Source organism: Pseudodesulfovibrio nedwellii, assembly GCF_027923765.1.
GTDB lineage: Bacteria > Desulfobacterota > Desulfovibrionia > Desulfovibrionales > Desulfovibrionaceae > Pseudodesulfovibrio > Pseudodesulfovibrio nedwellii.
In genome coordinates, this window is the sequence record NZ_AP026709.1 from 969441 (window position 1) to 995086 (window position 25646).

The following is a 25646-nucleotide window of genomic DNA, read 5'->3' on the forward strand; positions in this document are numbered from 1 at the left end:
GCTTATGTCTTATAACATAAGCCCTTTACTTTTTGATGAAAATTATGAAATCGTACCAAACGAAATATCAAAAAATCGTAAGTATGACAAATGCTTTGAATTATTAAAACTAATTTAAACTCTAGATAGGATTAAAGACATGAACTGGTGGACAACACTTCCTGTTTTTTAGAAAGGCTTTATTGGTGGAGGAATTTCTGTCCCCGCCGCCATTATTTTTATTAAAATCATACTCAAATTCGTTATTCGCAGGGAAAAACCACACAATAGCACCAACTAATTTTAAGAAGTATCCCCCCCCTCACTCCTTATCCAAAACTGGCAATATTAGAATTGACCTTTTATTTGAGACCACAGGTCACCTTTTGCTGACGCCCCCCTACACACTGACACCCTGTTTAGGCCAACACTCTGTATTAGACAAAACCCCGCGCTAACCGTGGGGATAGGTTGTCGTCTTCACTCTTGATCAAAAGAAAAATCACCTCCCGGCTACGCCATGAAGAAAAACTACAAAAACATCAAAAATGGTATAGATGGCAAGACAAAACCTCCTTCAGAAGAGGGACATGTAGTATTGCTATCTTTTAGTAAAGAAAAATAAATCATTAATTACAGTTATATATAAGTATTAACCAAAAAGAGAAAGTCATATTGACACAATGTCGTAATAATGTTGTAATTTTACAAGAACGACTGACTAACGTGTCAAACAGAGGCTTCATTAAGGGGATCACATGGATATTTTTGAAACAATTCGTTCAGAAATGCCTACAATGCGAAAATCTGAACAGAAGGTAGCAGACCTTGTTTTAAGGTCTCCTGACGTTGTCATGAATGGTTCCATCTCCGAAGCCGCCACACTGGCCGAGACCAGTGATCCTACGGTTGTCCGTTTTTGCAAACAACTGGGCCTAAAAGGATTCATGGAGCTCAAGCTTCGTCTCGCCAGTGCACACCCTATCGATAAAACAGTCCTCGAAGACATCACCGAAACCGACTCGGTCAACTCCATCTTTACCAATGTCATGCGCTCTGTGGTCGAGGCTGTAAGCAGCACAGAACGAGGCATGGACCGGCGTATGCTGGAAGATGCAGTGGACACTATGGTTGCCGCCACCCGCTGGGAATTTTACGGCATGGGCGGTTCCGGTGTCATCGCGCTCGATGCACATCATAAATTTTTCCGTCTCGGCGTCTCTTGTGTTGCCTACAACGACTCTCACATGCAAGTAATGAGCGCAGCCCAGCTCGACGAAAACGCCGTCGCGGTTGTCATATCCCACTCAGGTGCCACCAAAGACATCATCGAATCCGCCGAAATAGCGAAAAAAACCGGCGCCAAGGTTATCGGCATTCTGGGCAAAAAGAATTCTGAAGTCGCAAAACACTGTGACATCCCGTTGTGCGTTTCCTCTCGTGAAATAGCCCTTCGACTCGCCCCCAAAGCTGGCAGGCTCATGCAGCTTGCCCTTCTCGACACGCTCTTCGTGGCCGTAGCAATGCGCCTTGTCAATGAAGAAGGCTTCGACCGCCTCGACAAGGTGAAACGTGCCCTTCTCGGAAAAATAATTTAATCATGCCGGTCCATTCGGACTCGTATGAAAAAATAGGTGTGGTATTAATAAATTGCGGTTCAATCATCAAAAATCAGGAGGATTCTATGCGTAAAATCTGGTTACTGTCTGCCCTGGCACTCATCATGACTTTCGGCCTCGGTTCTGTCGCTTCCGCCCAGACAGATCTTCTGGACAAAATCAAAAGCGACGGCAAAATCGTCATCGGCACCACTCTGGCTGCCCCGCCTTTTGCCTATCGTAACGACAAAGGCGAGCCCGAAGGTTTTGAAATTGATCTGATGAACAAGCTCGGCGAGTACATGGGCGTTGAAGTTGAAGTTGCAGACATGGCATGGGGCGGCCTGATTCCTGCCCTGCTTTCCCAGCGTATCGACCTGATCGGTGCTCGCATGTCCGCCACTATGGAACGCGCTACCAAAGTCGTTTTCGCTCACCCCTGGCTCATGACCGGTACTTTCGCTGTTGCCCGCGACGGCAAAGGCTACAAGTCCTGGGAAGACCTGAACAAACCCGGCGTAAAAATCTGTGCGATCGCTGGCGCCATCGGTGCTACCGTTGCCAAGAAAAAACTCCCCAATGCTGAACTCGTCACCTATGAACTGGACGGCGACCAGCTGAAGGCTCTCAAAGACGGTCGTGTTGACGCTGCCCTGAACGATGAACTCATCGTCATGAGCTTCCCCCAAAAGGTCAAAGGCCTGACCATGCTCGAAGGCAACATCCAGCCTGACGCATATGCATACGCAGTTCGCCCGGACTTCGAATCCTACCGCATGAAGAACTGGCTCGACCTGTTCTTCGCCACCATCATGCGCACCGGCGAATATGGTGAAATCTACGAGAAATGGCTCGGCAAGCCTTGGCAGGCCGACTGGAACATGCATCCGTAGACGATACTGACACATGTCATCGGGGCAGGGGAAATCCCTGCCCCGTTTTTTCACCTGTTAAAACGGTCTAAATAATGAATTACGATTTCAACTACCAGATGATGGTCAATTACATGCCTGATATTATGACAGGCTTGCAAAATACCATCCTCATTTCTCTTATCAGCATCGTACTCGCCGTGGTGTGGGGTGTCATGGTCGCATTGGCCCGCCTCTCACACAAGCCATGGCTGAAACGATCAGCAACCGCTTACGTGGAGTTCATCCGCTCAACACCACTTCTGGTGCAAGTGTATTTTCTCTTTTTTGGTTTGCCGGAATTCGGTATCATCCTGCCCGCCTTTCTGGTGGGTGTAATGGCTTTGATGCTCAACTCTGGTGCCTATGCCGCCGAAATTATTCGAGCGGGCATTGAGTCCATCCATACAACTCAATATGAAGCTGCAGACTGCCTGGCAATGTCGTATTCGCAAAAAATGCGGTACGTAATTTTACCCCAGGCATTTCGAAACATCTTTCCTCCGTTAATCGGACAAGCGTCCTATCTGGTCAAAGACTCAGCTCTTGTTTCTGTTATGGGCGTCGTCGATCTGACCAAGGCTGCCGCCGTTACTCAGGCTGTAACCTTCCGTCCCATGGAAGCATTCCTGCCTGCAATGGTATTTTACCTCGTCATCATCCTGACTCTTATCTACGGGACCTCGTTCCTCGAAAAACGCATGAGGAGATGGTAAGATAATGGATATACTTTCATTGACCGGCAACCTCTTTGTCCTCCTTGCGGAACGAGGACTGCCCGCGACCCTTCTTCTGGCCGTAGCAGGCTTCGTCATAGCCATACTCTTCGGTGTTTTTACTGGCCTCGTCCGGTTCCTCAAAATACCAGTACTCTCACAAATTCTTCGCATTTATGTCGATTTCATGCGAGGGCTGCCTTTCTTGATGATTCTGTTCTTTCTGTTCTACGTGCTGCCGTTTTTCGGCCTACGGCTTTCCGCCCTGACAACAGGTATTTTAGCTCTGTCTATGCATTCGGGGGCGTATGTCTCTGAAATCATCCGCAGTGCTTTACAGTCCATTCCCACAGTTCAGCACGAAGCGGCAAAAGTACTAGCTCTGACCACATACCAACGTTTGCGGTATGTCATCATCCCGCAGGCCTTCAAGCTAACACTACCGCCCCTTTCCGGGCAGATCGTTCTGCACATCAAGGACACGTCCGTTGTTTCTGTCATTGCTTTGACCGAATTGACCCGTGTGGCTCGGGTTCAGATGCAGTCCAACATGGAACCACTGATTACATTCGCGGTCCTGTCCGTGTTTTATTTTGCGCTCTGCTACCCGATTCTCCACCTTTCCGCGAATCTGGAAAAGCGGCTCAAACAAAAGACTACTTAGTTTCAAGGAATATATTATGCCTATAGTATCTGTTAATAATCTCCACAAAAGCTTCGGAGCCCTTGAAGTGCTTCGAGGTGTCAACTTTGATGTTGAACCCGGAGAAACCGTCATCTTTGCCGGTCCCAGCGGCTCAGGCAAATCAACCCTGCTCCGTTGCCTTAATGGTCTCGAAAAAATTCAGGCTGGCGAAATCATTGTCGACGGGACATCCGTTCACGCGCCGAATACAGACCTGCTCGACCTGCGTCGCAGAGTTGGCATGGTCTTCCAGAGCTTCAACCTGTTCCCGCATCTGACCATCATGGAAAACATCACCATGCCTTTGACCAAGGTCCTGAATAAGGAATTGGATGAGGCCCGCGAAATCGGACAATCCCTGCTGAAAAAAGTCGGCATCGTGGATAAGGTCGATGTTTACCCGGACAATCTTTCCGGCGGCCAGCAACAGCGTGCGGCAATAGCACGTGGTCTGGCCATGAATCCCCATGTCATGCTGTTTGATGAACCAACTTCTGCGCTGGACCCGGAACTGACCGGCGGTATTTTGGACGTCATGGACGAACTCAGCAACTCAGGAATGACCATGCTTGTCGTCACTCACGAAATGGGTTTTGCCCGCAAGGCTGCTGACAGAATGATCTTCATGGACGGTGGAGTTATCGTTGAAGAAGGCGCACCAAGTCAGCTTATTGACAATCCGCAGAATGAACGCACTCGTCAATTCATGCACCAGATTTCCCACGACTAATCAAGCACATACAAGGAAAGACTATGCAAAAAATATTGAAAGCAATTCAAATCGCCGGAATCTTCCCGGTCGTCGAGATCGAACGACTTGAAGACGCTGTACCGGTCGCCAAGGCTCTCAGAAATGGTGGTATTGCCGCCATGGAAATCACGCTCCGTACAGATGTCGCTTGCGATGCGATCAAAGCCGTACTGGAAGCCTATCCTGACATGCTCGTTGGCGCCGGGACAGTTTTGACCCCGGAACAAGTTGAAAAAGTCAAGGAAGCCGGTGCCTGTTACATCGTCACCCCGGGCTTTAACTCCCGCGTTGTATACCACTGTGTTGACAACGACTTCCTGATCATTCCCGGAATTGACAGCCCCACGGGTATTGAGCTGGCACTCGAAGCAGGTCTGCCCGCCGTTAAATTCTTCCCCGCTGAATCCAGAGGTGGCATGAAAGGCTTGGCATCAATGGCAGCACCATTCAAGGAACGCGTTAAATTCCTGCCTTTGGGTGGTATCAACCCCGACAACATCACCAGCTATGCGAAAAGCAATTCCGTTCTGGCAGTAGGTGGTACATGGATCGCCAAACAAAAGTATATCAGGGCTGGTGAATTCGAACAGATCACCCGTAACGCCAAAGAAGCCATGGCCTTACTCCACGGCTTTGAATTGCTGAGTGCTGAAATTGGCACGGGTGCAGACGAAACCGGTTCGGCAATGCTCAATACGCTTGCCATGGCCTTTGCGCCTACAAGTATTCCCGACTTTACACCGCTGTCAGCCACAGGAGATGCCCCCGGCACCCTCCGTATTGCATGCAATAACATTCAACGTGCAGTCGTATGGCTTGAAAGCAACGGACAAAAGGTCGAAGCTATCGACACCAAAACAAATTCCGCGTGGATGACAGATACCGCTGGCGGCATTTCCATCCAACTCATTGAAAAGCAGTAGGAGCTAACCATGACACGGTATGCCATGTTTGGTGAAATCATGATGCGGCTCAAGGCCCCCGGCTATGAAAGACTCTTTCAGACACCGTCACTTGAAGTAACCATGGCCGGAGCCGAAGCCAACGTTGCAGTCGGCCTCGGAAGACTGGATGAAGATGTTTCCTTCATCACCGCACTTCCGACAAATGACCTCGGAAACGCCGTGCGTGACGAATTGCGGAAACACGGCGTGGATGTTTCAAAAATTGCCCACCACGAAGGTCGTCTCGGATTGTACTTTGTTGAAACCGGTGCCAACCAGCGCCCTATCAAGGTAGTCTATGATCGAGCTGACTCCTGCATTGCCAAAGTCGAGCCAACAACTTTCGACTGGCGCAAGTTGTTGGCTGATCGGGACTGGTTCCACATCACCGGCATCACACCCGCTATTTCAGAGACAGCCATGCGTTGCACCCTTGAGGCTATGAAAACAGCCAAAGAAATGGGGCTGACGGTTTCATGTGACCTGAATCTTCGTGCAGCACTCTGGCAATACGGCTTCAATCATGTAGACGTATACCGGCGCATGATGGAATATGTGGACGTGCTGGTCGGCAACGAAGGCCACTTCGATTCCTGCCTCGGCCTGTCTGCTCGGGTTGCCGAAAACGATATCTACGACAACCCGTCTGCATATCGCCCGATGGCCGATGAAGTGTTCGAACAATGGCCTAACATCAAAAAAATCGCCATCACGGTTCGCCGGACACAATCCGCTGATCACCAGTCCACTGTCGCCATACTCGCGACACCGGACAAAATGTGGACTTCCCCAGTCTTTGAAATGAAAAATATTATCGACCGTATCGGTGGCGGAGACGCCTTCACCACAGGCTTCCTGTATGCACTCGACAAGACTGGCGACTCTCAGGAAACCATTGATTTCGCGGTTGCGGCCGGAGCCATGAAGCACTCCATTCCCGGCGACTTCCTCCGCGCGACAAAAGAAGAAATACAGGCCCTTGCCGATGGCGCAGCGGGTCGTGACCAACGATAACCACAAGTATCACAGGAAAAAATTATGAAGACTCTCTGCGAATCCCTGAACAAGATGCCCCGTTCCGGAATCCGTGTCATCATGGATCTGGCCATGGGAATGGAAGACGTCATCCACATGGAACTCGGCGAGCCCGGCTTTCAGACCCCGGACCACATCAAAGAAGCCGCCTGCAAGGCGATCCATGACGGTTTCACCAAGTACACTGCCAACAACGGGCTGCTCTCACTGCGAGAGGCTGCTCTCAATAAAATCACCAGAGACGGTGCTGAAATCGGTATTGACCAGATCGGCATTGCCCCCGGTTCAGTGTTCGCTCTGGCTCAGGCCATGATGGCCGTCACGAACCCCGGCGATGAAGTTTTGCTGTCCGATCCAGGCTGGCCGAACTATTACATGCAGACCATCGCCATGGAGCGCACCCCAGTATTCTACCCCCTGCGTGAAGAAAACGGATTCGAGCCGCTCATCGAAGATCTGGAACCGCTGATCACACCCCGCACTCGGGTCATGCTCATTAATACTCCGTCAAATCCCACCGGCGGCGTGTACTCCAAGGAAACCGTTGAAAAATTAGTTGAATTCGCCAAAAAGCATGACATTTACATCATTTCTGACGAAGTCTACGATAAAATCATATTCGACGGCGAGCATCACTCCCCGCTAAATATCGACCCCAACGGCAATGTGATCTCCATCTACGGCGTGTCCAAAGCATATGCCATGACAGGCTGGCGCGTTGGTTACTACAGCGCTCCATCAGAAGTTGCTCCGCAGATGAACAAAATCCTTGAGCCTTACGTTTCTTGTGCTTCCGCAGTCTCACAAAAAGCTGCAGAAGCCGCATTGAATGGACCGCAGGATTGTATCGGCACAATGGTCGAAGCTTACCGCGAACGTCGGGACCTCGTCCTCGACAAGTTGTCCGCAGAAGGCTTTGAGTTCTCCCGTCCCAAGGGAGCATTCTACCTCATGGCCAACGTATCCAAGGCAGGAATGGATTCCTACACATTCGCAAAGGAACTGCTCAAGGAAACAGGCGTTGCCACCGCACCCGGCCTGACCTTCGGCCAAGATTCCGACAAATTCATCCGCTTCTCCTTCTGCGCTGACACCGAGCAAATCAGAGAAGGCATCAATCGCTTCTGCTCTTTCTACAAAAGCAGAGTTTAACAAAGAATCGACCGTTTCCTTCCTAGGACACGGATATCCCGATCAATCAATGCTTAAAGGCCCGGAAGGTTTTCCTTCCGGGCCTTTTTGTCTGTCATTTATAGCAAAACAATACACCAGATATGAGAAACAAAAAAACCCCGGACTCGGCAAATGCCGAATCCGGGGTTGTACATTTTGATTAATTAATTCTTGTCAGGTGAATCAATGATGGTCTGAATCAAGGAATTCAAGGACTCGTGGTCGCTGGAGATGTCCATGTGACCAGTCGGCAAATCCATTTGATCGACGCCGTGGAGTGAGTAGTCCGTCAAAGTGATGGTATAATCATCACCAGGATTCACATCGCCAGCCCCTTCATTGATAGTCAAAACCGTGTCATTCCCAGAGTGGTCGATGGAGATGAACATGTCGCCCATATCATTCAGGACCAATTCGTCGCCGTCACCGAAACCGGATACCGTGATGTCGCCACCGGCAGTACCGATGTAATCAGGATCAACAATAATGGTATCATCGCCGCCATCTGTCAGGTTCACCATAGTGGCGTCATCCGCGATGTAAATGAGGTCTTCACCAGTCGTTCCGTTCATGACGAATTCACCCGTCGCGGTGTCGGCCGTCGCATCGGTGACAACATTGGCGTTGACGTGAATCGGAATCTCAAGATTCGCCACATCAACCGCACCATGACTGTCAGACACCGTGTACTCGAAGGTCTCGGTAACCGTGTGGTCAAGGTCCTGCCAACCATCATGGAGCGTATAATCATACGAACCATCAGCTTCAATTGTCAGATCACCGTAAGTACCATGAATAGTAGTCTGACCGGATGCACTGACATCGTCACCGTTAACGTCAATAACACTCAGGGTATCACCGGTATCGACATCGAAGTCGTTGGCGAGGACATCGCCGGTTATAACTCCTCCGTCAGCAAGACCAAGATCAATAGCAGCTGGGATATCCGCAGTGCCAGGATCAGTCATAATAGCATTTGGAATTGATACAGACTGAATAGTGAAGTTGTCATAGTTGTCAGAAGCCTTTACGTAAACGCCACTAATAGCCCATCCGTTCGGTGCATGCACTGTCAGAGTATCATGAGAGAGATTTCCGAGGTCTACCTTATTCCATGAACCAACGGTTTCAGTCGAACCATCAGTATAAACAATTCTAATTCTAGCATCGTCGTTACTGTCAATGTTCCCAAAACGAATATTCAACGAATCTGAACCTGCAGAATCTTGAACATCAATGTAAACACGTTCATTAACGTCTGCACCATCCATCTGATTATCATTGTCTTCTATAATCCGAGTTCTGGTTTCATAATGCCCACTAAACCAGCCATCCGAGACCCACTCCTGATAAGTCTCTGTGTAACTTGAATCAATTCCAAGGCCTCCATTGACTGCTACTAATTCCATGTTGGAACCGGCAACTCTAATTTGAATTCCATCATTACCAACAGAGACAGCCCCGTCCGGCATTTCGCTGAAATCGTTCAAAAAAGCGTCCCTGTAGGTGGGAGCATCTCCATCAATACCAGGGGTAACATTGATACCGTGATAACTATCATCAATTGCCACTGGCGCATCGTTGGCACCATTAACTTCAAAACTAACCGTTGCCGAATCTTCTCCCCCGTTGCCATCAGAAATGGTGTAGGTGAAGGACTCGGTTTCGGATTCGTCTTGGCCCAAAGCATTTGCGGCAGCCTGATCCGGTGTGTACTCGTAAGAGCCATCACCGTTAATGGTCAATGTACCGTAAGTACCAACAATGGTTGCAGACGGATTGTCTACACCGTCATTAGTGTTGTCTACGAGGTCTACTGTCTCTGTATCATTAGTGATGGAAATGACACTCAAAGCATCGCCATCGGGATCGGAGTCATTGGTCAACACGTTGCCTTCAGCGGTCGTGGCCGGAATGGTCGTCTGGGACAAAACGTCCTGAAGCAGACCATTTAAACCGTTACCATCCAGCATGGAAGCGTCATTTCCTTCATCGATAAGGTCCATATTCCCTTCGTACTGAGCAGGCATGTTGACACCAACGGCAATGAGATTGACATCTGAATTCTCCTGAATGGGAGTAATCAGATTCTTCCAACCATCTCCGCCTTCCGTAGGTTCGCCATCAGACAAGAAAATAACTTGAGTAGGATCAGGATCCGGACCAAGTAATGCCGTAGCGGCCTGGAATGCTGCCGTATAGTCAGTGCCGCCACCAGGGGCAAACGTTCCAATAAAGGCAACCGCGGCATCATAAGCCGTTGAGTCTCCACCAGTAAGGGTGAAGGTATCGACATCCGTCTCATGCCAGAAATTGATGATGCTCACCTTGGATGTAACACCATCAGCCAAGCTCCCCTGCAAAGTCTGAAGCATATTAGTAAGAGCTGTCTGCGTCTGAGCCATTGCTGTATGGCTCAAGGACCCAGATGTATCCACGATAAGCATGTAGTCAGACGGGTTGGTTGAAGTACTGATTCCGCCTTCAGTTACTGAAGTGTCTACTCCACCAGCCAAATCGTTTACAGCGTTGGGGACTCTATTGTCGTCTTCACCGTTAACGGTGACCTTGATATCCGTAAAATCGTTACCGTCCTCGGTGTAGACACGGAAGTACTCGTCAAAACTCTCACCACTATCCTGATTCTGAACTTCAGGCAGGGAGTTATCAATCTTGTATTCCCACACTCCGGCATCATTAATGGTCAATGTTCCAACGTTTGCAGTCGACAATACGTTACCGTTTGCATCCACTGCATCAATATGTGTGGTGCTCATGGCACCGTCGCCGTCAGCGTCGGAGAAAGTGACACTGCCGGACTCAACCAAGAAACCATTTCCATCCAAGTCAGCAGGAGCATCTTCATGAACGGCTCCATCGGTGTGATCGGTAATGCTGGTCGGATCATCTACGCCAATCACCGTAATGGTGGATTGAGCCGGATTACTCCAATCTTCGCCGTCATTCACACGAATGGTTATTTCACGCGTACCGTCCTGTAATGCCTCTGAGTCATTTTCAAAGGTCAGGCTTTGCAGCAATTCTTCGTAATCAGCCTTGGAAGCATCGCCGGAGATAGTCCAAGTCACGCTGCCATCAGGATTAGTAACAGTCCCTTCATCGACAAAGGAACCGAGATCAACATCCAAAGCATCATGCTCTTCTGGTGTATAAGTAATTTCAACCTTGGTGATTGTATCGGAATCGACATCCGAGATATCCACGGCACCGGCAACAGAGAGAGGTGCATCACCTTCAGTAAAGGTCGCGCCATGATCCGCACCAGCCGCGCCAGGATTTTCATTGGCAAGGACGTCATCAAAATCGTCATCATCAACAGAACTCTGTTGATCATCAACTTCGATATCATTGTTATTATTAAGACTATCGCCAAAGGTAGCTTCGGAATCATTCGGATTCAACGTTGCATCGTCAAAATGAACGTTCTGAGTCGTGGCGCCACCATCAAAGGAGATATCCCACTCATTGTTGGTTGCATCCCACACGAATTCAGGGGTTCCGGTAGGAGTGGAACCATATTCGACATCAACCAGGAAGTAATGCAGATCCTGACCGTCACCAAATGTGGTGAGGACATCGCCAACATTTGCATCCTGTACGTCTTCCATAATGATTTCAGGATTCACGGGCTTACCGTCAACCATCTCGTAAACACCAATCATGTTATGGTAGCCGGCGGTATGACCTTCGAAAGTCACTGTACCAGCTGAGAGGTCGAGGGTAGGAGCGTCATTAGAGCCGGTAATGGTAATGTACAGAGAAGCCTTAGAATGAGTCTCTCCGTCAAATACCGTGTAATCGACCTTAATGGGGCCGTCACCATAGACTTCGCCTGCTGCCAAAGACTGGTAGGAGGACGGGTCAAAAGTGTAGGAACCATCGTCGTTGAAGGTCAGACCTTCGGGTGCATCGGCCGGGTTGTCGAGAGAGAACTCAAGTTCACCAAGTGTATTATCAAGATCGATATCATTGTCGCCGACGTTCAGACCGGTCGCCGTTGTATCGTCTTCATTAATGGTCAAGAAATCATCTGCCGCTTCGACTTCCTGATTCACAGGGCCGTCAGGCTGAATGTTGATGGTAACAGTGGAGGCTCCATCAGGATCAACCAATGCGCCGTCGTTACCAGGCTGACCGGAATCAACAGGAATGTAATCAAAGGAATCAGTATCAGTGAACTCTGCATCGATGTAGCGAAGTTCCCAGTTAGAACCATCCGCATCGGAAACGGTGCTGAAAACTATTGTATCGAATTCAAAACCAGAAACCGTGATGGAATTGAACAAGTCTCCGTCGCTGCTAACAGAGCCGGAATTAACCTCTTCACCGTTTAGGTATGCGGTCCACTCAGCGGTCGCATTCTGATAATTATTGCCATCAGGATCAAAATGCCCACCCAAGCCATCGAAGCCGATTTCTGCGTATGAAACGGTTGCGCCATTAAAACTCACGGTCAGTTCGTCACTACCGGGTCTATCTGGCCCAGCATTGAGGCCCTTGTCGTTACCACCGTTACCAGTGGCATCAGCAATACCAAATCCTATGTGATTTTCCTGTCCATGGAACTGTTGGAGTTCTGCGGCTACTCCATCGCTGGTCACGCTGGTGGTTACGGAAACACCATCGCCAAGGTCCATAACGCGGTTCAGGCCATCGGATTCACCCCAGTTATCAAGAGTCGCATCACCTGCAAGACGAGAACCAAGGAGCACACCGTCAATGCCGTCGGAGTCAGGAACATAGGTCAAACCATTCAGATCAAACTGAGTGCCGTTGCCGTCGATAACACCGTCGCCATCAGCATCGCTTGCCAAATCGTCTTCAGTCACTTCCTGACCGTTGTACATCAACTTGCCGCCCGTGGGCAGCTCGGTGATCATAACGTCAAGAGCATCAGCATCGTCTTCTGGATCAGAAACATGATCGGCGTTGTCACCAATGCCACCTTCTGATCCATCAGCGCCGAGGAAGTCTACCGAGCCACCGTCAAGACCGACGGTCATGGTAAAGTCTTCGCCGCTCGGGGCTTCATTCACATTGCCAATCTGGACATTGATATCAACAGACTGACCAACACCGCCCTGCGAGTCCACTGGGGACACGGAGACTGTGTACTGGTTGTTTGCTTCGTAATCGAAGGTCGCACCGTCTGCGGTCACAACCTGATTTCCATCGATAGCGAACAAGAGGTCGGCGCTATCAACCGGGTTGCCATCTTGATCATAATATTGGCCGTCAGCACCAAGCTCGACATATTCGGTATCCGAAATCTCGATCTTGTTGATGACGTAATGCACATCCTGCCCTTCCATGTCGCTGGAGGCCAGTTCTGCAACAGCAACGGAACCTGTCGCGTTTTCAACAACCGTGAAAATCGGATTGCCATCAGCATCAACCGAGCTGACAGCCAAGTTGTCAATACCAAAGGATTCATCGTTGAGATGGCTATCCAAGTCGGCGGAGAATTCAAGATCAACCTGACCATCCGGGTTCGGGATAGTGATGGTCACATGGTGAATCTGATCAGTACCCCACTGCCAAGTATCGCCAGGCTCCAGATTTTCAGCATCGCCGGTCATCGGTGTAACCGTAAAGGTCACACCATTGGGACCGGTGAATGTACCATCTGTAATCTCACCGTCGATTCCGCGCCAAGACAAAATGGTCCCGTTCAAAGCATCATTATGTCCCAAATTAATTTCAGCGGTATCGCCGTTGACGGACATACTAAAGTTTTCGTTATCCCAAGAGTCAATTTCGTAGAGATCAAACTCTATGGTCATGGTGTCGGCGCCATCGGCAACCGCAAAAGTCTTAGTCAGTGTATCATTACCACCGAGGCGACCAAGGTAATCGGTCAGCGGACCATCAGTTTCAGTGACAGGGACATCGCCTCCGTTGACCAGCCAGCCATCAGCGCCGTCCTCAAAATCTTCCACCGGAGCGGAGACATTCGTGATAACCGGAGCATCGTTGGTGCCGTTAATCGTTACGGTAATGACCTGCGTTGCCGTGCCGTCGTAAGAAGTAACCGTTACGGAATCCGTCAAGCTTTCGCCATCACCAAGCTGTTGGATCGCTGCCTGTTCATTGCTGGCAGTATATGTCCAATCGCCATCGGCATTGATGGTAAAAGAACCGTACCCGTTGCTGCCCGGTGCGTCGGTCAAGGGTTGGAAAGTATCTTCAATATCAGGATTGGTGTTGCCCGGAACTGAAGGATCAGGATTGACTTCATGAACATCAGGATCACTCACTTCAAGAGAGCCCTGGGTGGTCAGATTTCCGACATCAGGTTCGACGACATCACTACCAGACTGGTACTGAGCACCATCAGGCAAATCTTCGAGAGTATTCGCGTTGTCATCTACCTCATTGACAGAAGCGGTAGCCACACCTTCATCATTCACCTCGCCCTCAACAACAGAGATGATCGCGGAATCATTTACGCCTGAGACTGATATAGTCAATGTGGCGGTACTCGTGGCGTCACCATCGGTCACGCTGTACGTAAAGACATCGTCAACCGGGTCACTGCCAGCGGCCAACTCATTGGCTGCATCTTGATCCGCTTCATAGGTGTAATTACCGTCAGCATCAATCTTCAGAGTACCGTAGGTTCCGACAATGACGAGATTACCTTCTGCATCAAAGGAGTTAACAAACTCGGTACCGTATTGGATTCCAGCGATATGCAAGACGTCGCCAGTGTCAACATCAGAATCACCAGTCACAGCGTCTGTAAGGACATTGCCGGTAGCTGGGACCAAAACGGCATCATCAACGGCCTCAGAGGCAGTATTCACATCGTTCACTGCGATCGGAGCATCGTTGGTACCATTAATAGTAATAGTCAAATCAGCTGGATCGCTGCTAACGCCATCCTGCCAATCATTCGTGGTAACGTAAGAAAAAGTCTCGGTGAGAATGCCGTCGTCATCAAGAGCATTTACCGCGTCATTTTCATTATCAAGAGTATATTCGTACTCGCCGTTTTCCCAGACCCTCAATGTACCGTAATCGCCGTCAATATCGACATATTCGCTGGTACCGTCATAGTCATAAACAGCCTGAGTGTTGTCACCGTGGCTGATAGTCTCAACAAAAATCTGTGCATCATCTGCATCAGAATCCACTTTGCCATCAGCATTCACATCAGTAATGACATTTCCAGCCACAGTACCAATGTATTCGGCATCTTCGAAGATATGCCCGAATTCACGAATTGAATTCGCATCAGAAAACGCCTCGGGAGCATCGTTGGCACCGTTCACTGTAAAGGTGAGGTTGGCATAACTCAGGGCACCGGAGTCATCCATAATCGCGTATGTAAAGGAATCCGTACCGGAATTATCATAATTCAATGCCTCAAGATCAGCATTCTCACCATCATTATCCAATGTATACGTATATGAACCATCATTATTGATGGTCAAAGAACCGTAGTGACCTTGAACGGTGAATGAAGCCTGTGAAGGTTCAACCGCTCCCTCTAAACCACCGTTCACGAGCGAGGCATCATAATCAAGCTGATCGTCGATGTTATCCGAAGGATGTTCTGAATAAACACCCATGACGAAAAGACCGGATTCTTCACCGGGCTCATTGACCATGTCGTTGTCATCAACGTCCGAATCGTTTTCCAAAACGTTGCCGGAAGCATTATACGGTCCTTCGGAATAGGGATGATACTCTTCTTCTCCGTCGGAAAGTCCTGTTTGTTCAGTATCAATGTATGGGAAAGGTCCGTCAGAATCTCCATGCTCAACAGCCTGCACGTTTGTATCAGCCACGGCCGTCGGCGCATCGTTAGAACCATGAACCGTAATGGTCAAACTGGCCTGATTGCTCACCGAACCGGAAGGATCTTCGATAGTATAATTGAAAACCTCGTCGTAATCTTCGCCTTCTTCAAGGCTATCAGCCAAGTCTTCATTTAATGTATATATAAGAACCATCAGATTGAATAACCAAAGTCCCGTACAGCCCTTCAACAGTCTGCCCGGTTGACGGAATCTCGACCGGGCCAGGGTTCTGACCTGTGGAATCAACGCCATCGTAATCGATGGAGTGCATAAGCAATGTATCATTAGAGTCTGAGGCGTCAGGATCGAAATCATTATCAATGACATTGCCTTCAATCGGTTCTTGAATTTGTGGACCATCAGTTTGATAATTGACGACAAAACCTTTGCCTTCCTCACCAAGACTAAAGAAATCACCTTCAAGGTCGCTATCGTAAAGTTCTTCTTCCTCAGACACGAAAGTGACGTGCTCACTCCCGTTAAAATCGGCATCACCTATTTCAGTGATCTCATTAAAATCGTCATTGGCTATGGGGTTTGTATTATCTCCCGCCGTCCCGGAAACAGCTGTCAAAGCGCGACTGGCATATGCATCACTCTGTCCGCCCAAAGCATCAACCCCATCACCGATCTGACCGGGATCATCCGAGTACTCACCTGCACCAGACCCTCCACCGTTGGCATCACCTGCGGTCTCCAACCCGGCATCAGCGCCATCAACGCCGTCGGCAAAAGCGAACAGATACACATCACCGGCAACCTGTTCTCCATCCAGCATTTCAAAAATAGGCATGGACCCCGCATCTGCGAGAGCCTGATAATTTTCGAGAACAACCGTCCCACCATTTTCAATGGCAATCGTAAGATTACCGTTGTTGCCGGTAAAAACGGCTTCGGAAATATCGAAAGTAAATTTGACGGGAACATCAGCGGTCATCTGATAGGTGGTTGTCTGTCCTGCGCCGGGGAGAGAGACTTGAAGCATTTGGGTCTTGGGGTCGGCCATGGGGTCCTCCAGTTGGGAATATTGAGCATGGAATATGAGTTGCACAAGCGATTCGAATAATTTGAGCAGTTCAAAGAACTCTAGAGATTCGACACACTTTATACATATCGCGCTTTTTTTAGTCAATCTCAAAAAAAGCCAATAAACCAACCATTTGCCATGTGGAGAGTTCAACTCACTTCCCTAAACCCCTTCAACTCGCTGACAAAATCACCTACCTCTATTTATCACGTTTATATCTGATTAATTTTATTTTTCCACAGCATGTTGTTAATAACTAACTTATACATTCCCAGTTTTCCACTGCCAAAAACCATAAAATAAATAACTTAACACCCCGACATGATTGTATAAAAAATAAAAAAAATTCTATACCTAACATCACTAAAAAAGGGACAATAAAAATATTAAACGAGAAAACAACTCAAAAAAACAATGGGAAAAAACAAATATCCCGGGCAAAGACATCCCATTCTTATTAAAATACACACAAATCAATTCATTCCACGTCAAGACAGAAAGAGCTTTTTGGCGGCAGTTCTAAGTATAAACATTACCGCCCACAGCTCCGAATTGACATACAACTAATTCCCACATAAAAACTTTTTTTGCACAGCATGTAATACCTAACCAAAGAATACAAACCATTAAAATAAAACAGTATCTTTATTAATATGAACAAAACACACACTCAAATATGGGATATAGCTATTCCCTTTCAAGATAAAAGGGATGATGCGGGGCATGCCTTCATCACTCTGGAATTTGCCAAGCAATTGGTTGATCTGGAGAATGGCAATCAAGACGTTGTATTGCCCGCCATCATTTTACACGACACAGGTTGGAGTCAATTGTCACGCGCCGAGTGGCAAGTGGTTTTCAGCCCTGATAAAACCCCAGAAGATGAAATGACCGTCCGCCTCCGACATCAGGAAGAAGGCGTCAAGATTGCCCAGCGAATTTTGCAACAAGTCAACTACCCGGAAGACCTGATAACCGAGATCGTGGAGATCATAGCCGAACACGACACACGGCAAGGCTTCATCTCCAAAAATGAAGGACTCGTCAGAGACGCTGACAAATTATGGCGTTTTTCAAAGACTGGCTTTGATGCAGATGTTGAACGTTTTAAGTTTGCCCCTCAAAACCTTCACGACACAATCCACCCTCAAATAGCATCTGACGGTTTCTTCTACTGCAACACTTCACGCGAGCTGGCTTACCTAGAACTCGAAAGAAGGCAACGGGAGTTCACGCGGGCCGCACTCGCACATCAAAGCGGCACTGACTACGCTCATGTCAGTTAATTTTCATACTGTTTCATACCAGCACGACAGCGAAGGCTGACCATACGGTCAGCCTTCACTTTCTTATTATCCTTTACTATGAAGCCCCAACACCTTATTTGATGAATGCACGGCGGTTACCAGTCGCCATACAGCGATATCCAAGGAGATATTTTGGCTCAAAACGTTAAACTCCATAAAATGAGCAACCGATACCTGCTCAAACGCAGCATCGGCTATTTTGGTCCTTACAAAGGACGTGTCGTCCTTGCAATTGTTGCCATGCTTTTGTACGCGCCAATCGCTCCTGCTCTGGCCTGGTTGACAAAATTCATTACAGATGAAGTACTTATAGCAAAAGATATAAACACATTAGAACTCTGCATATACGGCTTTGCTGGCCTCATAATTTTCAAAGGATTGCTTCAATTGGGTCAGGTTTACGTGATGAACGCAACAGGAATACTGGTGTTGCGAGACTTGCGTCATGACCTTTTTCGAAAAATAATTCGCCTCCCTATGCCTTACTTCGCTGAAAGTGAAATAGGCATGCTCATGAGCCGGATCGTGGCAGATGTTGTTGCAGTCCGCGTCTGTCTGCCCAGCGGAATCATGTTCGTCAGACAAATTTTCACCCTGATCGGCCTGATCGGTACGACCATCTATCTTGATGCATACCTGGCCTTCTGGAGCTTGATAGTCATGCCTGTGGCTATCTATCCTTTCGTTTTCTTTGGCCAGAAAATCCGCAAATACGGACGCAAAATGCAAGCCGAGCTTTCAGGCATTAACGTTGTTCTTGAAGAAAGTTTCTCCGGCATCAAAGTTATCAAAGCCTTTGCCAATGAGTTCCGTGAAGAATCAAAATTCAACACGGAAAACAACAATCTGACGCGGATGATTATTCGCCGAATCCTTTATAGTGAAAGTTCTTCCAGAATCATGGATCTGATCGCTGCAGTGGCTGGTGGAACCGTTCTCTGGGTCGGCGGCAGCCGCGTCATCAACGGCTTGATGTCTCCGGGTGACCTTACGGCGTTCCTCGTCTGTCTTGTTCAATTGTATGACCCAATTAAAAAACTTAACGCCTCAAATCACCAGATCCAAGGCGGCCTTGCAGGCGCAGAACGTGTTTTCGACATTCTTGATTCACCAGATATTCTGGCAGAAAACGATGGCGCCATCGCCTTTAATGGCAAACTCAAAGAGCTTACCTTCAACAACGTCAGCTTTACCTATCCGAACACATCGGAACCTGCGATCCAGGACCTTTCTCTATCTATCAAGGCAGGACAGCGTGTGGCCATTGTCGGCCCCAGCGGATCTGGCAAGACCACATTGGTCAACCTGATTCCGCGATTTTATCTGGCCCAACAAGGCGACATAAAAATCAATGGCACGTCACTTCAGGATTACACTTTGGACAGCCTGCGCCTCAACCTTGGCTTGGTCTCTCAGGATACTTTTCTATTCAACGCATCCGTGACAGAAAACATCGCCTATGCGCAGGACGAATACGACACCAAAGCAGTCACTCAGGCAGCACAAGGTGCATTCGCTCACGAATTCATCATGAAAATGCCCGAAGGCTACGACACTGTAGTAGGCGAAGGCGGCGTCAAGATATCTGGTGGACAAAAACAACGCCTGACCATTGCCCGCGCCATCATGAAGAATCCGAGTCTTCTCATTTTAGATGAAGCCACAAGCGCACTGGATACCGAATCCGAAAGAATTGTTCAAAAAGCACTGGATAATCTGATAGAAGATAGAACCTCCATCGTCATCGCGCATAGGTTATCGACGATTATGTCCGCAGATGTTATTGTGGTCATGGAAAAGGGCCGGATTGTAGCTCGAGGCAAGCATGACGATTTGCTTGAGTCCTGCCCGCTATACAATCGCCTCTACCAAATGCAGTTCGAAAACCTCTGCTCTTCAGGGGATAAATAAGGATACGACCATGCGCCGCCTGATTCTGGCATTCTCCATTCTGCTGATCTTGGCCTCCCCCGCTCTGGCGGACATAGTCAGAACCGTCAGCACGGAATATTATCTGGTGGAAGGACGTGATCCGAAAACTATTTTCACAAATCTGAAAAATCATTCTCCTTTGAACAAAGGAATCAAGACGTATCAGGCACACACACTGACGAATATCAAATACAACCTCAAATGGCGCAACAAAGGGGGGCAGTGTACCCTCACAAAGGCAACGGTTTACCTTCACCTTACGTACAAATATCCCAAGCTCGTTCACAGCGTGGATTACAAAACCCGCAAATGGTGGAAAGAATTCATGACTAACTTGGAAGAGCATGAACTCATCCACGGAGAAATATCAACCAAGGCGGCCCACTTACTGGACGAGACCTTGGAATCTTTCCCGACAACAAACTGTATCAATTTCAAAGCCGAGATCAAAAAGCGTGCGACCCGTATTCTAGACAAAATGAAAAGGGATCAAAAGGAATACGATAGGTTGACAGAACACGGCTTGAAGCAAAAACGAAATATGGGACGATATCCATAACCCCTTTCCTACAGACAAAAAAAAGGCGGCGAGAAATTCTCGCCGCCTTTTTTAATCATTCCAAAAGTTACTCCAACGGAGCCGGATTCTTCATATCCCATATACCACAAGGACAAGAATCAGCGCAGAATCCACAAGCAATACACTTGTCAGGATCAACCACCCGTTCAAAACCACCGTCCGATAATTTGTTCCGACTAATGGCAGCCTGTGGACAAATCGTGTCACAGATATAGCAATCCCGACAGGAGCCACAGGAAGAACACTCAGCCCCGCAATGATCCATATCACTAAATTCAATGACACGAGGATCAAAATACTCCAACGTCATCCGAGTGTAGTCAATCATCTCGCGAGTGTCGCTCTGAGGACGACGATTATTGAAGATGTCATCGATAACCTCGGCTGCACGGCGCCCATGACCAATGGCATGGGTCAACAAACCGGGACGCACGATATCACCGATGGCAAACACGCGAGAATCCGTGGTCTGATAGTCATCGTTGACCACCACATGACCACGGTCCAAAGCAATGGTATCCGGTAGGAAGTCCACATCCGGCTGATCTCCGATGGACATGATAACCGTGTCAGCTTCCAGCAATTCACCGCTTTGAAGCAAAACTCCTTCATCAGTAATTTCCTTGGTAAAACAAGGCCACTTGAACCGAGCACCCACGGCTTCGGCTTCCTTGCGTTCCTTACCGAAAGAGGCCGGTTCCTGAATATCGATGAGCAAAATGTCTTCAGCACCAACAGTGGCCGCAACAGTCGCCACATCACATCCGACATTGCCCGCGCCGATAATGACCACACGCTTACCGGATTTCATCTCGCCCTTTTTCACTTCCTGCAAAAAAGTCAGGGCGGGAATAATCCGTTCATGACCAGGTACGGGAATCATCCGAGGTTTCTGCGCGCCAATGGCCAGAACCACGTAATCATATTCCGCTTTCAGTTCTTCAAATTCCTTTGATTTCAATTGCTGTTGCAGATGCACATGCGGCAATACCTTGGCGGCACGTTCAACTTCAGCTTCGACAATTTCTTTGGGGACACGACTATAGGGAATGGCCGAGGCAATCTTTCCACCAAGTGTCTTTGCCATATCAAAGACAACGGCTTCGTGCCCCTTCATACGAATCTGCCACGCCACGGAAATACCGGCCGGTCCGCCACCGATGACAGCGACACGCTTGCCGGTCAATTCTGGCAACTTCGGAGCAGCAGACTTGTATCCTTCTCGACCAAGTTTGGTGATATCCACAGCGGCCATGCCCTGTTGTGTGGAGCGGGTACATCCGTCCATACACAAATTAGGACAAAGATAACCACAAACCGTGGCCGGGAATGGTGTATATGCCAAGGCAAGGTCAACGGCTTCATCAACCAGTCCATCACGCACCAATTGCCATCGCTTCTGTACAGGCATCCCCGTAGGGCAACTGGACTGACACGGAGCCATATATTTACGATTTTCCCACACAGGAACTCGACGAAGAAGATCACCATGGACCACCAACGGAATCGGCGAACGATCAAGTGATGTCAAATCACCGATCATACCGCCCTGCCCCAGTTCGGCATCCCAAACATTGGACCGAAAATCAGTCATGGACCGACGGACCTTTCCCTTCTTTTCAAACGGGGTCTTCGCCCGAATAAGCTGCCACTCCTCACGTCGAGTGAGTCTTTGAAGCAACCGGCTCCGCCGTATCTTCTTGAGAAAAACGGTCAAATTTTCTGTCAACCATGCCCATGTCTCGTCATCAATGGATTCCATCATGGCATCGGCCTGCGAAAAGCCCTCAATAGGACCACGAACAAAAATTTGACCACCCACCATGCCAACACACGGACGATAGCCAAGGACATTGTTCGGACTTTGAGACTCATGTCCACAGACGACGGCCGTACCACCTGCCATGAACTCAGCGAAATAATCCCCCACTGATCCGAGCACCCAGAGTTCTGGCGGATCGAACCGAGGATTAGTCTTGGTCATGGTCATACAACGGGAGCCGGTATTACCACCAATAAAGACCTTGCCTTGAGCCATGGCATTACATGCCCCGTTGGAAGCATTGCCGTGCACAGTAATTTCGGCTCCGGCATTCAACCAACCAAGGTCATCAGAGACAGGCCCCATGACTTCAATGGTCGTACCGGGAAATCCCTTGGAACCAATACGCTGACCGGGCGAGCCGGTGATGGTCAAGGAAATAGGCTCTTCCTTGGAAATCCAAAGCCGTCCGCCGATGCCGTGCTGGCCCATGGCCTCGATTTCAAACTTGCGGGCACCTTGACGAACAGCACTTTGAATGCGCTCCTCAAGGATACGCGATTCAAGGCGGCCATCATCATCGTGACCTTGTATGCGATATATTTTCTTTGCCATTGTATTCTCCGATTGCCTGAAACTTCGGTTAAATCACGTACTTGATATCGAGACGGTCAGCCGCATCCTTGTCCGAGATGCCCAGAGCGTCGGACATACCGACAGGCAGGGACGTGGACCGGCCAAGCGGTGCGAACACCTTGCGCAATTCCGTGTCAAAGCTCAGGTAGAAGTCCACCACCCTTTCAGCGACCTTTTCCGGATCAAGACGGCGATAGACCCGCGGATCCTGTGAAGTAATACCCTTAGGACAAACACCAATGTTGCAGACATTGCAGCGATCCTTTTCACTCCCAACACATCCAGCTGCGGCCTGCATGACGTATTTGCCAATCTGGACCATGGATGCACCAAGCATGATAAGTGCCGCCGCATTAGCAGCCAAATTGCCCTGTTTACCGATACCACCACCAGCAATGAGCGGAATCTCATTCTGGGCACCGGCCACACACAACGCCTTGTAGCAATCACGCAGATTCGAAGCGATGGGATGGCCCATGTGGTTCATGGAGACGTTGTACGCTGCCCCCGTACCACCGTCCTCACCGTCAATGGCGAGGCCTGCTGCATACGGGTTACGCACAAGATTATTAAGCACTGCCAACGATGTTGATGAAGCAGAAATTTTGGGATAAACAGGCACCCGGAATCCCCAGGCCATGGACATGGATTGAATCATCTTGGCCACAGCTTCCTCAATGGAATATTTGGTCTGATGCGTCGGAGGGCTGGGTAAACTCACACCTTTGGGTACACCACGAATCGCGGCAATAAGGTTATTCACCTTGTGCCACATGAGCAGCCCACCATCACCGGGTTTTGCTCCTTGTCCATATTTGATTTCAATGGCGCATGGGTCTTCCTTCATCTCAGGAATGGCGTGAATGATTTCATCCCAACCAAAATATCCGGAAGCGACCTGCAGAATCACGTATTTAAGAAAACGGGAACGCAACAGGCGCGGAGGACAGCCTCCCTCACCCGTACTCATACGCACCGGCATGTTCATCTCTTCATTGAGATATGCCACCCCCATCTGAAGGCCTTCCCACATGTTGGGAGAAAGCGCGCCAAAGGACATACCACCGATAACCAGTGGATAGATTTCACGGACTGGTGGTTTCCAGCCGTTATTTTGAAAACACTTGATTTCTTCTTCAGGTGGCAACACACGACCGAGCAAGGTCCGCATTTCAAACTCATGGCGACCAGCATCCAAAGCGGGATCGGTCAGCATAGAAATACGAATAAACTTGATCTGGTCCAACAAAGATTCGGAACTATTCCGACGACCACCACGGGTCCGGGACTGTCCGCCGCCATTATTGTGAAACTGAAGCGTGGTCGAGTCGTACTGCCGACTCGGCTCAATAGCGTTATTCGGACAGACCATATTACACATGGAGCAGCCAATACACGCATAGGCTGGGTCCGTACGCTGACGGATGCCATAAAAAGTTGAGAATTCGGTTGTCGGCTTGGCTGCAAGGCCCATAGTCGTCTTAATATTCCGTTTACGGAATACACCAAGTTCAATGGCGTTAACCGGACAAACCGCCGTACACCGACCACATTGGGTGCATGTATTAATGTCCCACTTGATCTGCCAAGGCAGATCCTTACGACTTAACGTTGAGGGCGTAATGGGTCTTTCTGAGAGCATTGGAGAACCTCCCGGCAATCAGGTCCGACGATTGCCGTGTCGAGATGCATGGGTTGAAAATCCTGGGTCCGATCACGTTCGGGAATGGCTGCATTTAGCCCACATATCTCGGAAGAAAATCCGTAGATACCAAGTTCCGGGTTACCACCGACAACACCAGGACGTAATTTTTTACGATCCTGCGCCATAAACATGGAACCGTCAGGCAAACACCCTATAATACAGTTAGGGCCATCGATAATCAGCTTGCGGCATGATCGTTTCAAATTGGACAAAAACTCACGATCTTGGTGCCCAGCCATTTCTTCATCACTCATAGGCGTGATGACATGTTTATAGGAACTGATATCCAGACCCAATTTTTTGGTGGTAAAATGTGCAATATGGGTCAACACTTCAGAATCGGACTGGTAGCCCTGATACCCAGTGACACCTCGGGACATAAGATATTCGCGAATGGGAAGAAACGCCGTATTTTCACCATTGGTCATGGTCGAAATCCCTTCAATAAAGAATGGATGACAGGCATACAGATCAATGGCGTAGTTGGTATTCTGGCGGCCCTGCGCCATAATATGTCTGGCGTGCAACTCCTTACGGCCAAGTCGAAGATATTCCCCGATGGCCATGGGATCGCCCACCTCCTTGATCATAATAGTATCCCGCCAGAAGGAAAAAACCATGATACCACCAGACTCTTCGCCCATGGCACGCAGGTCGAGCCGCATCTGTACCAGACCACGATCAATCTCTTCCTGCGTCCGAGCACCCCACTCTTTAGGGATCTTATAAGCAATGGAAGCGTAGGTCCCCCGCTTGGGAGTCCCGGTAGGTGGTTCTGAATCAGGCTTGAACATAACGGAGTATTTGGACCGGAATCCCTTATCTGCCATGTATTCAAACACACGGGCCAAACCAGGTTCGGTAAAAATGCCAGAAAGGACAGGGTACTCCTTCAATTCCTCGAAGGCTCCTCCCAATCCGCTCAAAAACAGTCCCACGCCAGAACCATCATGCCCTTCTTTCATCACGTTAAGGGCATCAATGGCACGCATGGGCGACACCGGATCACGGCTTGTCAGCGCAAATAAACGGCACATGCTCTCGCCTCACTCCATCGTTACAGGATGATTGGATCACAC

The 25646-nt window shown here is 48.9% G+C and carries 16 protein-coding genes; 11 read left to right on the top strand and 5 right to left on the bottom strand.

The genetic code is table 11. The features are described from left to right. Positions 1-737 precede the first annotated feature (737 nt). From SYK_RS04785 to SYK_RS04820, 8 genes are all read left to right on the top strand, one after another. Complete coding sequence (locus SYK_RS04785) at positions 738-1577, top strand: MurR/RpiR family transcriptional regulator (RefSeq protein WP_281762460.1); 840 nt, start codon at positions 738-740, stop codon at positions 1575-1577. A gap of 86 nt (positions 1578-1663) precedes the next feature. Continuing rightward, positions 1664-2470: an ABC transporter substrate-binding protein gene (locus SYK_RS04790; RefSeq protein WP_281762461.1), complete on the top strand. Its 807-nt coding sequence runs from the start codon at positions 1664-1666 to the stop codon at positions 2468-2470. Positions 2471-2544: 74 nt separating this feature from the next. Next, complete coding sequence (locus SYK_RS04795) at positions 2545-3204, top strand: amino acid ABC transporter permease (RefSeq protein WP_281762462.1); 660 nt, start codon at positions 2545-2547, stop codon at positions 3202-3204. A 4-nt stretch (positions 3205-3208) separates the two neighbouring features. After that, complete coding sequence (locus tag SYK_RS04800; RefSeq protein WP_281762463.1) at positions 3209-3868, top strand: amino acid ABC transporter permease; 660 nt, start codon at positions 3209-3211, stop codon at positions 3866-3868. Positions 3869-3884: 16 nt separating this feature from the next. After that, complete coding sequence (locus SYK_RS04805; RefSeq protein ID WP_281762464.1) at positions 3885-4619, top strand: amino acid ABC transporter ATP-binding protein; 735 nt, start codon at positions 3885-3887, stop codon at positions 4617-4619. A 23-nt stretch (positions 4620-4642) separates the two neighbouring features. Further along, the gene (gene eda / locus SYK_RS04810; RefSeq protein WP_281762465.1) at positions 4643-5563 is read left to right on the top strand and encodes a bifunctional 4-hydroxy-2-oxoglutarate aldolase/2-dehydro-3-deoxy-phosphogluconate aldolase; all 921 of its coding nucleotides are present in this window, start codon (positions 4643-4645) and stop codon (positions 5561-5563) included. 9 nt (positions 5564-5572) lie between these two features. Then, a complete protein-coding gene (locus SYK_RS04815; protein ID WP_281762466.1) occupies positions 5573-6598 on the top strand; it encodes a sugar kinase in 1026 nt (341 codons plus the stop codon). 24 nt (positions 6599-6622) lie between these two features. Continuing rightward, positions 6623-7771, top strand: a complete 1149-nt coding sequence (locus SYK_RS04820) for a pyridoxal phosphate-dependent aminotransferase (RefSeq protein ID WP_281762467.1) — start codon at positions 6623-6625, stop codon at positions 7769-7771. Positions 7772-7956: 185 nt separating this feature from the next. Here SYK_RS04820 and SYK_RS04825 read toward each other — a convergent pair whose 3' ends face one another. Together SYK_RS04825 and SYK_RS04830 are read right to left on the bottom strand one after the other, a co-directional pair. After that, on the bottom strand, positions 7957-15771 hold the full coding sequence (locus SYK_RS04825) for a VCBS domain-containing protein (protein ID WP_281762468.1): 7815 nt from the start codon (positions 15769-15771) through the stop codon (positions 7957-7959). Further along, positions 15746-16624 (bottom strand): hypothetical protein, encoded by an 879-nt coding sequence (locus SYK_RS04830; protein WP_281762469.1) that lies wholly within the window; start codon positions 16622-16624, stop codon positions 15746-15748. The genes SYK_RS04825 and SYK_RS04830 overlap by 26 nt, the downstream gene beginning before the upstream one ends. A 674-nt stretch (positions 16625-17298) precedes the next feature. On the opposite strand from SYK_RS04830, the gene SYK_RS04835 reads away from it, so the two are divergent. From SYK_RS04835 to SYK_RS04845, 3 genes are all read left to right on the top strand, one after another. Next, the gene (locus tag SYK_RS04835) at positions 17299-17931 is read left to right on the top strand and encodes an HD domain-containing protein (protein ID WP_281762470.1); all 633 of its coding nucleotides are present in this window, start codon (positions 17299-17301) and stop codon (positions 17929-17931) included. Between the two features lie 153 nt (positions 17932-18084). Next, the gene (locus SYK_RS04840) at positions 18085-19863 is read left to right on the top strand and encodes an ABC transporter ATP-binding protein (RefSeq protein WP_281762471.1); all 1779 of its coding nucleotides are present in this window, start codon (positions 18085-18087) and stop codon (positions 19861-19863) included. 10 nt (positions 19864-19873) lie between these two features. Then, entirely contained in the window at positions 19874-20443 is a 570-nt protein-coding gene (locus SYK_RS04845; RefSeq protein WP_281762472.1) for a DUF922 domain-containing protein, read from the top strand. A 67-nt stretch (positions 20444-20510) separates the two neighbouring features. Here SYK_RS04845 and SYK_RS04850 read toward each other — a convergent pair whose 3' ends face one another. The 3 genes from SYK_RS04850 to SYK_RS04860 are packed head-to-tail and all read right to left on the bottom strand — an operon-like array spanning position 20511 to position 25604. Then, positions 20511-22841, bottom strand: coding sequence for an FAD-dependent oxidoreductase (locus SYK_RS04850; RefSeq protein ID WP_281762473.1), 2331 nt, complete (start codon positions 22839-22841; stop codon positions 20511-20513). A 28-nt stretch (positions 22842-22869) separates the two neighbouring features. Then, entirely contained in the window at positions 22870-24504 is a 1635-nt protein-coding gene (locus SYK_RS04855) for a glutamate synthase-related protein (RefSeq protein ID WP_281762474.1), read from the bottom strand. Continuing rightward, entirely contained in the window at positions 24468-25604 is a 1137-nt protein-coding gene (locus SYK_RS04860; RefSeq protein WP_281762475.1) for a class II glutamine amidotransferase domain-containing protein, read from the bottom strand. Before SYK_RS04860 ends, SYK_RS04855 begins: the two co-directional genes overlap by 37 nt. Positions 25605-25646 lie beyond the last annotated feature (42 nt).